Raw genomic sequence first — 12,031 nt, forward strand, 5'->3', positions numbered from 1 at the left:
ACATCTCCAAAGTAATGGTCACACTGCCGAGACCTTAAATTAGACCCGCTAAAGGTGAAGATGGGTCAGCATAACGCTTGCGGCCCATACGTCCCGCAAGATATGCATCACGCCCTGCTTGCACAGCATATTTCATCGCTCTCGCCATAAGAATAGGATCTTTTGCTTCGGCAATCGCTGTATTCATCAATACACCGTCACATCCAAGCTCCATCGCAATCGCAGCATCAGAAGCTGTCCCCACGCCCGCATCAACTAAAACCGGTACACGTGATTGTTCGACAATAAGACGAATGTTTACAGGGTTTTGTATTCCCAGACCAGAACCAATCGGGGCCCCTAAAGGCATAATTGCACAACACCCAATATCTTCTAAGCGACGCGCATAAACCGGATCATCAGAACAATACACCATCACATCAAAGCCCTCTTTGATCAGCACTTCTGCTGCTCTCAAAGTCTCCATCATGTCAGGGTATAGCGTTTTTTGATCCGCCAACACTTCCAATTTTACAAGCTTCCAGCCACCTGCTTCACGTGCAAGACGCAAGGTACGCAACGCGTCTTCTGCAGTAAAACATCCGGCAGTATTTGGTAGGTATGTAAATGTCTCAGGGCTTAAATGATCACTCAAACGCTCTTGAGTTGGGTCCATCACATTCACGCGGCGAATCGCGACAGTTACGATTTCAGCACCTGCAGCCGCAGCTGCCTGAGCATTTTGCTCATAGCTCGCGTATTTTCCGGTGCCAATAATCAATCGTGAATTATATTCACGGCCTGCAATGGTAAGCGTATCTTTAGGGTGGGTATCAGCGCTCATTAGCCGCCTCCTACAAACTGAATGACTTCCAAACGATCACCAGCTTCCAATCGTGTGGAATCGTAGGCAGATTTTGGAACGATCTCAAGGTTGCGTTCTACAGCCAGACCTTTTTCTGGCAATCCCAATTCGGCTAAAAACTGCCCCAAGGTCGCCCCATCGGGGACTTCTTGCGGGCTACCATTAAGAATAAGCTGCATAATTTCGGTCTCTTCTGTCTTTTTCACTCTATTTATTCGATTTTTACATAAGTTCGTGCTTGCGTCTTTAGCTTCATCTTGCGAGTTTGCAGAAATACGAGGATGCACATGAGTCTTATGCTTTATTGCCTTAATGGTCCAAACCTTAATCTTCTTGGAACGCGAGAACCAGAGATTTATGGTACAGATACATTAGCTGACATCGAGAAGATGATGAGTAAGTCTGCGAATGATTTGGGCGCGAAATTAGTTTTTCGTCAGTCAAATCATGAAGGAGAGCTCATTGACTGGATTCAAGAAGCAAGAACGAAAGCTTCAGCGTTGATTTTAAACGCAGCTGCCTATACGCACACCTCTATTGCTATTCATGATGCACTCAAGACATTGGAAATCCCAGTTATTGAACTGCATTTATCCAACCCACACTCTCGCGAGCCGTTTCGCGCGAAAAGCTATGTGGCTCCATGTGCGCATGGAGTTATTGCGGGATTTGGTTCCGCAGGCTATCGCCTTAGCGTAGAAGCGGCTATCACGCTCGTGAACAAACGGAGCAAAAACTAATGGCTGATAAAGTCGAAAAGCTAGACACCGCCCTCATCCGCGAACTAGCAAAAATCTTGACGGACGGAAATCTCGGAGAGATTGAAGTTGAACATGGCGATCTACGCATTCGCGTATCCATGCCAGAGCCTGCTGCAATCTCTTATGCAGCAACGGCACCAGCTGCTGCACCCGCAGCGCCTGCACCTGCCGCACCGGCTCCTGCTGCAACTATGTCAGCGCCAGTTGCTGTTGCAGTGAATGACGCCAACATTGTAAAATCTCCAATGGTTGGTTCTTCTTACCTTGCTGCCGAACCAGGCGCTGCTCCATTCATCAATGTTGGTGATAAGGTCAAAGAAGGCCAAACAATCTTGCTTGTTGAAGCCATGAAAACTTTCAATCCTGTATCTTCTCACAAAGCAGGTATTGTTAAAGAGATTCTTGTGTCTGATGGTCAACCAGTCGAATACGGCGAAGCTCTCGTCATCATTGAATAGGTGACATGATGATCAAGAAAGTTCTCATTGCGAATCGAGGTGAAATCGCATTGCGTATTCACCGCGCATGTAAGGAGATGGGAATCTCCACGGTGGCTATCCATTCGGAAGCTGACAAAGATGCTATGCATGTACGTCTAGCAGATGAAAGCGTGTGTATCGGCCCCGCATCATCCACAGAATCCTACCTCAACATTCCTTCTATCATGGCCGCTGCCGAGATTACGGGTGCTGATGGTATCCACCCTGGATATGGTTTTCTGTCAGAAAACGCGAAATTTGCTGAAATCGTAGAAGCACACGACATCGCATTTATCGGACCGACTGCAGAACACATCCGTTTGATGGGCGATAAGATTGCAGCGAAAGACGCTATGATCCGCACAGGCGTACCGTGTGTTCCTGGATCTGATGGTGGTGTTGCAAATGTGGAAGATGCCAAACGTATCGCAGCAGATATTGGCTTTCCTGTCATTGTAAAAGCATCTTCAGGTGGTGGTGGTCGCGGTATGAAAGTCGCGCTAACTGCTGATGATATTGAAACAGCCTTCCGTACAGCGCGTACTGAAGCAAAAGCTGCTTTTGGTGATGATGCTGTCTACATTGAAAAATATCTTCAAAAGCCACGTCACATTGAAATCCAAGTCATTGCCGACACGCACGGAAACGTTGTTCACTTAGGTGAACGTGACTGTTCCCTGCAACGTCGTCACCAGAAAGTCTTTGAAGAAGCGCCTTCTCCCGCACTTTCCGAAGCAGAGCGTGCCGAAATTGGTAAGCGCGTATGTGCTTCAATTAAGAAGCTCGGATATCGCGGTGTTGGAACGATCGAATTCCTATGGGAAAACGGTGAATTCTACTTCATTGAGATGAACACACGTTTGCAAGTTGAGCACCCTGTGACTGAAATGATCACACGGATAGACCTTGTGCGTGAGCAAATCCGTATTGCTGCAGGTGAGAAACTTTCCTTCAAACAGAAAGATATTTCATTTGTGGGCCATGCGATTGAGTGTCGTATTAACGCTGAACATCCTCAAACATTCGTACCTTCACCCGGTATGATCAAGGATTTCCATGCACCCGGCGGGTTGGGCGTACGTCTCGATTCAGCCATGTATACTGGATATAAAATTCCGCCATATTATGACAGTCTCATCGGGAAACTGATTGTTCACGGGATGAGCCGCGAAGAGTGTTTGCTGCGCTTGAAACGTGCTTTAGATGAAATGGTCGTATCAGGCGTTGAGACGACTTTGCCTCTACACCAAAGACTTGTGCAAAACGAAGATGTCGCCAAAGGAGATTACGATATCCACTGGCTTGAGCATTTTCTAGCGCAAGACACTTAAGGCAAACACATGTCAGATGGCTTCGGCCCTGATGAATTGCTCGACTTATATCGTCGCGGCGTCTTCCCGATGGGCGAAGACGCCGATGACGCAAATCTTTTCATCGTAGACCCAGACTTTAGAGGCATTTTTCCGTTAGACGGACTACGCATCTCTCGTAGTTTACGAAAAGTGGTCGCACGTGATGTTTTTCATGTCACAGTGAACGCAGCTTTCACAAGTGTCATGGAGGCGTGTGCGGATAGAGATTCAACATGGATTAATACACCTATCATCAATTTATACTCTGCCCTACATCGGCGAGGCCAAGCCCATAGTGTGGAATGTTGGCAAGATGGTGAGCTTGTAGGTGGATTGTATGGTGTAAGCTTAGGTGGCGCTTTCTTCGGTGAAAGCATGTTTTCAACAGTGTCCAATGCGTCCAAAGTTGCACTTGTCCACCTTGCTGCACGCCTTATAGCAGGCAATTACCAACTACTTGATACACAATTTCTAACTGACCATTTGGAAAGCTTGGGTGCTATTGAAATACCGCGTGCTGAGTTTCAAGAGAAATTAAAAGCTGCCCTCGCTATTGAAGGCAATTTCTATTCAGTTTCCGAGCTCACATCAGGCAATCCAGAAGAATCAATTGATGGGCTTTCAGGCGCTTCAAACCCAAGTCCAGATTCGTCATACAGCCCTAGAGGTTCGTCTTCATTTTCAGGCAAAGCAGCATTACAGCTAATCACCCATACATCATAAAGCGGATGCTCAAGTGCATTCAAACCGGGTGAACTTGCAAACATCCATCCAGAAAACAAACGCGGATCATCATCCTGCGGTCTACCATCTGAATTTACCCCAGTAGAAATGACTTCTAAAAATGCAGCTGCTTCCGGTGGCTGTTCTTCAGGTGGAGACTGGTAACATGCTCGCACTGTTAGAGCGAGACCACCAAATTGCGCGGTGTCTCCGACCTCGATCTGAAGATCGGTAGCTTCACCTGTAATTTTCTCCAGCGCACGCACTTTAACACCCGTTCTGGGTTCAAGAGAAAATGCCGCTTGTGATGCAGTTGTCGCGAGCAATACCGACGCCAAGATTAGATTACGCATATCCCAAAGCTCCACACACACGACAACAGAATCAGAAAAACTTACGATTGTTATCATATGCCCAAATGTGGTGGGCATATGTCATTTAAATAAATTTCGCAGCCCTTCGCATATCAAAAATGCAAGCAAGCGTTTTATTGCTGAGAACTAGCGGACGACGCGGTAATTGCATCCGCGATATTTTTCAGGCGTCCATCAAGCGATGTGGCAAACTCGGTCAATAACGGGCCAAGCTCAACAGAACCACTTGTGTAGGTAATTTCATCACCCGGCTGAAGCATGTCCATTCCGCCGCCTGGAAGCAATGCAATGTGCGGCCCAGACAACAAGCTGTCAGATGAAATTTTTGCAGTTGTATCTGAATCCAACTCAACACCATTTGCAACATTGAGTTTAATCATTGGTACAAGGCGCGCTTTGTCCAGCTCAACACTCGTAACAACGCCAACTTTAACACCCATCAAGCGTACATCTGTACCTTGAAGCACACCATTGATCGGCCCTGTAAATTGGGCTGTTAATTCATAACTGCCCTTGCTGCCGGAGCTTTCTGTTTGCTGTAACGAATACCAAACAAAAACGCCCGCCACAGCTACAACAGCTAGTCCGACAATCGTTTCAAACAATGAATCACGCATCGGGATCCCATGCCTCGTAATCACCAGCAGTCTTAGTGCGCTCATCTTTGCGCCAGAGACTACCTTTAGGTTTATAAGCCATCAACGTACCGGTTAAGTTTGGCTGATGTGGCTTCTCAAAAGATTTCTTCACCAATGGTTCTTCTGTTGGAGGTTTGTCAAAAGTATGGTGAATCCAACCATGCCAATCTGGAGAGATACGAGTAGGCTCGGCTGGGCCGTTATAAATAACATAACGACGCTTGCGGCCTTCCTGACTTGGTTTCTTTTCTTCATAGAACTTATTGCCCCATTCATCTTCTCCGACGAATGCAGCACGACGTCCAATATCAAAACGAGTTCCAATTGTGGTGTTCTTCCACCAACCAATGACAGACATGCGTTCTCCTTAACCGATTTTTCGCGAATATGGCGCCGTCGCGTCCAAACGTCCAGCTTCAACCGCAATGAGTTGCAATCAAACCCACGTGATACGAAATCTTGTGGGAAAAACCACACATTCACACAAGATATATTGCACTATTGAACCAATTTGCGCACATTCACCATATTCAGGGAGAAGATTTAATGGCGCAGCGCAGGACTAAACAGCCGACTCAGTTATTGGCATCACTCATGTCGGCAGGGGAAATCTGGTTAGAAACAGATAGATCCACGTCCCTGAACTCGGCTGAAGCAACAGATTACCTCAATGGATTAGCCACATTAGATACGTCTGCTAGTGTTAAATCATCTATTACAAAAGCGCTTTCCAAAGGCCGAATCTCTCCCCTGATTCCCCTCGGCGCGGCGATTGGCAGTGTAAGCCCTGCTCCAATATCATCAGGTGGTGCAGAAATGGCCATTGCTGAAGCCGCGACAATTGCTGCCGCTCGCGCCGCTACTGCACAAGGTTTCACCTCTCTTTCTGATGCTTTAGAGAGCCTAACAATAGATACAGATGATGAAGGCCTGCCAACCGAAGATGCCCTCACCGATGCTATTCGGTGTGGTGCAGACGCAGACCTCATTGAAATCGCACTCTCAACACCAGGCGGTCCCCGTGCCGCTGCAACAGCTCTGCGCAAACAAGCAGCTGGCGCACGCGATACAGGCACTGTCCATCTTGGCCTAACTGATTGGCGCGATGCTTCCGCTGAAAAACTTGCAGACGCCTCCAACCGCCTTGCTGGATTACGCATAGGTCTACAAGTCAACCACCTTTCTAAATCTGCTCCTACGGCGAAATCACCTGCGTTGATTTTGAATTTGGGAGCCTATTTCGACGATAAAACCTTTGCCGAAGAAACACTGCGATCAGATCTCGTTGATATTAAGTCAGCTTTTGCTGGTGTATTTGTCGTCGTTGCAGGATTAGCCGCGACGATCATGTCAGAGGGACTGGCGTATGATTCGCCACAGGGGCGGAACCGTGCAAAAGAATTGACTTCTATATTGGCCGAATATCAGGGCAGTAGCACTAAAGAAAAAACCGATATTCAATTTGCCTTCCTACGCCCATCTCCTCAAGCTGTTGCTTGGCTAAACCTTGAAAGCCTTGGTGTTGATCCTGTCATCTCACTCATCTCTAGTGCTGATGAAGATGAAACACGTTTTTCCCATTGTGCTGGTCTCGCACTTAATTGTGCCGCAACTGAAAGCCAACGTCAGGATGTTGCTCTCCGTGTTCTTGGAGCACGTTCTCTTGATCAGATTGATGGATTAGAACGTAACCGCCTTGCAGAACGCGGCCTCAGCGAAGAAGCCCTCGACCGCGTCGAACAAGCCATTCGTGACGGGCTGCCATTGCGCAGCGCATTCTCACGTTGGGTTGTCGGTGATGACACCATTCGCAAACGTTTAAGCCTTGCTCCTGAAGCGTTTGAGACGGACGGTGAAGCACTGCTAAGTGCTATCGGTATTTCTGCACGTGAGATTGAAGAAGGCCGCGCTGCTGTTCAAGGCAGACGTCGTGCTGTGTCTGACCCGAATTCCGAACTTGCTCAAGTTTTCTATCTTGGCCATCACGCTAAAGCTGGTGCCTGTATCCGTTTCGCCCTTAGTGTACGCGAAGCGCTTAACGTCCCTATCTTACTTACTGTCCCCACATCGGAAGCACAGCCTCCGACACGACAAGACCTACAATTGTGTTTTAGTGCGGCGATTGAAAACAATTTAAGCCTTCGCATTGACCCATCCAAGCCACAGATCAATGAAACCATTTTAGAGCGTTTAGCCGAAGCTGAACGCCGCGCACATACGCCACCTACATTTGTACAAGCTCAAACTATTGCGCCAGCGGAACAGAAACAGCATGTTCCAAGCCATATTCAGGCACCGAACACGCATCCAAACTCAGATAAATATGCAGGACGTCACCGCCTACCAGACCGGCGCAAAGGTTACATTCAGAAATCGACGGTGGGTGGCCATAAAGTTTATATTCACACTGGTGAGTTTGAGAATGGTGAATTGGGCGAAATATTCATCGACATGCACAAAGAAGGTGCCGCCTTCCGCTCCTTGATGAACAATTTCGCCATCGCCATTTCTATCGGTCTTCAATATGGCGTGCCACTTGAAGAGTTTGTTGATGCATTCGTCTTCACACGCTTTGAGCCTGCAGGCGAAGTCACTGGAAATGACTCAATTAAATCTGCGACCTCCATCCTAGATTATATATTCCGCGAATTAGCAGTCTCATATCTGGAACGTGATGATTTAGCAGAAATGGATGGTTTATCATCTGATGGCCTTGGAAAAGGCGCAGGTGATTCCACACGTGAAGCCCCATCGCCACAAGATGCCGTGCAGATGATTTCAAAAGGCTTTAGTCGCGGAGTTATCCCTGACAATATTGTATTCCTAGATTCAGCCTCCATGCGCCCTAAAGCAAAACCAGCTAACGAGACCCAAGATTTTGAAGACGAAGAGTCTGACGCAAACGATACATCACCCCCCGCTGCACCAACATTAGCTACTGGCGAAGACGACCATCCTGATTATTTAGGAGACGCTTGCCCTAATTGTGGTCACTTCACACTCGTTGAAGATGATGGCGTTGCAATATGTGATGCATGCGGAGCGACAGTGCAAACAGCATAAAGCAGTTTATTCAATCGAAGTTCCGTTAAAATGCTGAAGCCATATTCAACTTGGCTTCATTATTGCTGTGATATGGGAAAACCCAGATATTATACCATTTTCTACGGGAAAGGTTCTCACAATGAAACGCGCCTTAATTGCTATTGCTCTGACATCCTTTGTGGCTCTTCCAGCATTTGCACAAGATGCGGGCCAGATTGCATCTGTTAAACAGGGTGCCGACTGTGAAGGCTGCAACCTTTTCCAAGCAGATTTTTCTATGGACGACCTTTCAGGTAGAAATTTAAGTGGCTCACGGTTGCGTCAAGCAAACCTTGAAATTTCAACTTTAGACAAAGCCAATCTGACTAATGCAAATTTAAGCGTCGCTAACCTATTTGGCGTGCGCATGTCTGGTACAAATTTGACAGGTGCAAACCTTAAAGACGCAACACTTGTTGGTGGTTGGTTTGGTGGTGCGAACTTCACAGACGCGCAGATGGAAGGCGCAGTTCTGTCAGGTTCATACCTCGTTACAGCCAAGGGCCTAACACAAGCACAGCTGGCAACAACCTACTGCGATACATCAACTGAGCTGCCTAAGGGCTTAAACGCGAATATGTGTAGATCAAACTAAGCTTTCTTCACACACCACAGAAAAAAGGGCAGTCATATCAAATGACTGCCCTCTTCTTTTAATGCACTACATCAAGAAATGTTATTTCTTTGGCTCTACCGGTACAAGACGTAATGAAAGCTCTCTTAGCTGAGAGTTTTCTGCTACACTTGGCGCACCAAGAAGCATGTCTTGTCCCTGCTGGTTCATTGGGAACATGATCACATCACGAATGTTATCAGCCTCTGCCAATAGCATCACCATGCGATCAATACCCGGCGCAATTCCACCGTGTGGAGGCGCACCATATTTGAATGCGTTTAGCATGCCGCCAAATTCTTCTTCCACCACTTCAGGCCCGTAACCAGCAAGCTCGAAGGCTTTGATCATAATGTCTGGACGGTGGTTACGAATAGCACCAGAAGATAGCTCTACACCATTACAAACAATGTCATATTGGTACGCAAGAATATCTAGTTTTTTCTCATCAGTATCAGCAGCTTCTAGCACTTCCAAACCGCCTTGTGGCATAGAAAATGGGTTGTGCGAGAAGTCTACTTTCTTGTTGTCCTCATCCCACTCATACATTGGGAAGTCGACAATCCAGCAGAATTTGAAAATATCCTGTTCGATAAGATCTAGCTCTTCGCCCACTTTTGTGCGCGCTGCACCTGCTAGCTTGTAAGCATCAGACTTTTTACCAGCAGAGAAGAAAATTCCATCTCCCGCTTCAAGACCCATTTGTTTCAATAGGCCAGCAAGGTGTTCAGGCTCAAAATTCTTAAGCACAGGGTCTTGGCTATCTACACCGCCCCCATCTGCCTCTTTAAGACGCGCATAGCCAAGTCCTGGCGCTTGCATTTCTTTCTTCGCCCATTTGTCCATCTCATCGAAGAATTTACGAGATTTTTCAGCAGCAGCTTTTGGTGCTGGGATCGCAATAACTTTACCGCCACCAGCAATAATTTTTGCAAAAATGCCAAACCCAGTTTTGCTGTCATCACGGAAGAATTCAGTTACATCACTCAATTCAATCGGATTACGAAGGTCAGGCTTGTCAGACCCGTATTTGGCCATCGCCTCAAGATAAGGGATACGTGGGAAAGGCGCTGGCGTTACTTTTTTATCGCCAGAAAATTCTTCAAACACGCCATGCATCACAGGCTCGATAGATGCAAAAACATCTTCCTGTGTCACAAAGCTCATCTCAATATCGAGTTGATAAAACTCTAAAGAACGATCAGCACGCAGGTCTTCATCACGGAAACACGGCGCGATTTGGAAATAACGATCAAATCCAGACACCATCATTAGCTGTTTAAACTGCTGTGGAGCCTGAGGGAGTGCATAAAACTTATTCGGGTGCATACGAGATGGCACCAAGAAGTCACGCGCACCTTCTGGGCTAGACGCTGTCAAAATAGGCGTTTGGTATTCCGTAAAGTTCTGCGCCTTCATACGCTCACGCAAGGACGTGATCACATTTGAACGCAACATTATGTTTTTGTGCAGTGTATCACGGCGCAAATCTAAATAACGGTGCTTTAAGCGAATCTCTTCTGGGTAATCTGGCTCACCAAAAACAGGAAGCGGCAACTCATCTGCTGCAGATTGCACGACAAGTTCGTCAATAACGACCTCAATCGCACCTGTATCTAGGTTTGCATTAGCGGTTTCTTCAGACCGAGCAACCACTTTACCTGTTACTGAGACTACACTTTCGACGCGTAAACGCTCTAAAGTGGAAAAATGCGCATTATCTGGCTGAACTACGCATTGCGTCAGACCATAATGATCGCGTAAGTCTACAAATAACAGACCTCCATGGTCGCGCTTACGATGAACCCAACCGCTAATGCGTACGGTTTCACCTACATGTTCGGATCTTAGTTGGCCGCATGTGTGCGTACGATAAGCGTGCATTTCTTGGAGTCTCCGTTGAGAAAGTTTGGCGGACAAGCACACCGTTACGGCCTGCTTGTCAAGCGATAGCGTTTAGGAAGGAGCTGGTGTGCCATCTAACACCCGCGATGAATTGAAGTTAGTAGCAGACACTGACGAGCTTATCAAAGCCTGTGAGGAGCTGAAAAAGGGCGAATTTATCGCCGTTGACACTGAATTTCACAGAGAATCGACCTTTTGGCCGAAACTTTGTCTAATTCAGGCAGCCACTTTGGAGTTTGATTGTCTTATCGACCCTCTGTCCCCCAATATCGATTTGACACCATTTTTGGAGTTAATGGCAGATACCTCTCGTGTAAAAGTTTTTCATGCTGCACGTCAGGACATGGAAATTTTCACAAAACTGATTGGCACACCTCCTGCTCCAATTTTTGATTCGCAAATTGCAGCCATGGCATGTGGACTTGGAGATTCCGTTTCTTACGAGAATCTGGTTTCCCAACTTCTAAAAGCTAAAATTGATAAATCTTCTCAATTTACAGATTGGGTACGTCGTCCTCTCACTGAGAAACAACTCAATTATGCCCGTGGTGATGTGACCCACCTTCGCCATGCCTATGTCATATTAAAAGCGAAACTAGAAAAACTCGATCGCATGAAATGGATTGAAGAGGAAACATCTATTCTTGTCGATCCAAACACATATGACACTAATCCTAAAAACGCATGGAAACGAATGAAAATTCGTAAACCACGCAAAGACTATCTTGCCCTCATTGCTGCTGTTTCTGAATGGCGTGAGACTGTGGCGCAAGATATGGACAAACCACGTTCACGTGTTCTCAAAGATGATGCCGTCCAAGAAATTGCTCAGCAAAAACCGGCTGATGAAAACGCCATGGAGCGTCTGCGCGCCGTACCCAAAGGCTTTGTTAAATCACGCCACGGGCAGGCACTTATGGAGACAATACAAGCCGCCCTGCAGAACCCAGACGCCTATGCACCAGAGATACCGCGCAGGCCCACCAGCACACAACCACCAGGGGCCGTCGGTGACCTTCTCAAAGTGTTGTTAAAGCACGTATCAGAAGAAGCTGAAGTAGCACCACGTCTAATCGCCAATGCTGCTGACATTGAACGCATCGCCTGTGACGATGAACCTGATGTACCTGCGATGCGTGGCTGGAGACGTGAAGTCTTTGGAGACCTCGCCATGAAACTCAAAGACGGTAAAATCGCAATCGCGATTTCAAAAACGGGTGTTAAAGTTTTCGACGTTTAGTCGCAAAAAACAAACACT

Annotated in this window: 12 protein-coding genes and 1 pseudogene; 7 read left to right on the forward strand and 6 right to left on the reverse strand. The window is 47.0% G+C overall.

Features of this window, described 5'->3' with window-relative positions:
- Positions 1-34: 34 nt before the first annotated feature.
- Together ACFQS8_RS04025 and thiS are read right to left on the reverse strand one after the other, a co-directional pair.
- The gene (locus tag ACFQS8_RS04025; RefSeq protein ID WP_382165951.1) at positions 35-823 is read right to left on the reverse strand and encodes a thiazole synthase; all 789 of its coding nucleotides are present in this window, start codon (positions 821-823) and stop codon (positions 35-37) included.
- The gene (thiS, locus tag ACFQS8_RS04030) at positions 823-1,023 is read right to left on the reverse strand and encodes a sulfur carrier protein ThiS (protein WP_382165953.1); all 201 of its coding nucleotides are present in this window, start codon (positions 1,021-1,023) and stop codon (positions 823-825) included. Before thiS ends, ACFQS8_RS04025 begins: the two co-directional genes overlap by 1 nt.
- A gap of 108 nt (positions 1,024-1,131) precedes the next feature.
- Here thiS and aroQ point away from each other — a divergent pair, with 108 nt between their 5' ends.
- From aroQ to aat, 4 genes are read left to right on the forward strand one after another with little or no spacing between them, the layout of a single operon-like run.
- Positions 1,132-1,584, forward strand: a complete 453-nt coding sequence (gene aroQ, locus ACFQS8_RS04035; protein ID WP_382165954.1) for a type II 3-dehydroquinate dehydratase — start codon at positions 1,132-1,134, stop codon at positions 1,582-1,584.
- Positions 1,584-2,063, forward strand: a complete 480-nt coding sequence (gene accB, locus ACFQS8_RS04040; RefSeq protein ID WP_382165956.1) for an acetyl-CoA carboxylase biotin carboxyl carrier protein — start codon at positions 1,584-1,586, stop codon at positions 2,061-2,063. The genes aroQ and accB overlap by 1 nt, the downstream gene beginning before the upstream one ends.
- 8 nt (positions 2,064-2,071) lie before the next feature.
- Positions 2,072-3,415 (forward strand): acetyl-CoA carboxylase biotin carboxylase subunit, encoded by a 1,344-nt coding sequence (gene accC / locus ACFQS8_RS04045; RefSeq protein ID WP_382166582.1) that lies wholly within the window; start codon positions 2,072-2,074, stop codon positions 3,413-3,415.
- 9 nt (positions 3,416-3,424) lie between these two features.
- Positions 3,425-4,159, forward strand: coding sequence for a leucyl/phenylalanyl-tRNA--protein transferase (gene aat, locus ACFQS8_RS04050; RefSeq protein WP_382165958.1), 735 nt, complete (start codon positions 3,425-3,427; stop codon positions 4,157-4,159).
- A gap of 35 nt (positions 4,160-4,194) precedes the next feature.
- Here the strand turns inward: aat and ACFQS8_RS04055 are convergent.
- The 3 genes and pseudogenes from ACFQS8_RS04055 to ACFQS8_RS04065 form a co-directional block, all read right to left on the reverse strand.
- Positions 4,195-4,590 (reverse strand): annotated as a pseudogene (locus ACFQS8_RS04055) (DUF2155 domain-containing protein); the annotation flags it as partial.
- Positions 4,591-4,646: 56 nt separating this feature from the next.
- On the reverse strand, positions 4,647-5,150 hold the full coding sequence (locus ACFQS8_RS04060; protein WP_382165960.1) for an MlaD family protein: 504 nt from the start codon (positions 5,148-5,150) through the stop codon (positions 4,647-4,649).
- Positions 5,143-5,529 (reverse strand): NADH:ubiquinone oxidoreductase subunit NDUFA12, encoded by a 387-nt coding sequence (locus ACFQS8_RS04065; RefSeq protein ID WP_382165962.1) that lies wholly within the window; start codon positions 5,527-5,529, stop codon positions 5,143-5,145. The genes ACFQS8_RS04060 and ACFQS8_RS04065 overlap by 8 nt, the downstream gene beginning before the upstream one ends.
- Before the next feature lie 188 nt (positions 5,530-5,717).
- On the opposite strand from ACFQS8_RS04065, the gene ACFQS8_RS04070 reads away from it, so the two are divergent.
- Together ACFQS8_RS04070 and ACFQS8_RS04075 are read left to right on the forward strand one after the other, a co-directional pair.
- Positions 5,718-8,234, forward strand: a complete 2,517-nt coding sequence (locus ACFQS8_RS04070) for a TSCPD domain-containing protein (RefSeq protein WP_382165964.1) — start codon at positions 5,718-5,720, stop codon at positions 8,232-8,234.
- A 121-nt stretch (positions 8,235-8,355) separates the two neighbouring features.
- Complete coding sequence (locus tag ACFQS8_RS04075; RefSeq protein ID WP_382165966.1) at positions 8,356-8,850, forward strand: pentapeptide repeat-containing protein; 495 nt, start codon at positions 8,356-8,358, stop codon at positions 8,848-8,850.
- Between the two features lie 81 nt (positions 8,851-8,931).
- On the opposite strand, the gene aspS is transcribed toward ACFQS8_RS04075, so the two are convergent.
- Positions 8,932-10,752 (reverse strand): aspartate--tRNA ligase, encoded by a 1,821-nt coding sequence (gene aspS, locus ACFQS8_RS04080; RefSeq protein WP_382165968.1) that lies wholly within the window; start codon positions 10,750-10,752, stop codon positions 8,932-8,934.
- An 88-nt stretch (positions 10,753-10,840) separates the two neighbouring features.
- Here aspS and rnd point away from each other — a divergent pair, with 88 nt between their 5' ends.
- The gene (gene rnd, locus ACFQS8_RS04085; protein ID WP_382165970.1) at positions 10,841-12,013 is read left to right on the forward strand and encodes a ribonuclease D; all 1,173 of its coding nucleotides are present in this window, start codon (positions 10,841-10,843) and stop codon (positions 12,011-12,013) included.
- Positions 12,014-12,031: the final 18 nt, after the last annotated feature.

This window comes from Hirschia litorea, from assembly GCF_042665075.1.
GTDB classification, from domain to species: domain Bacteria; phylum Pseudomonadota; class Alphaproteobacteria; order Caulobacterales; family Hyphomonadaceae; genus Hirschia; species Hirschia litorea.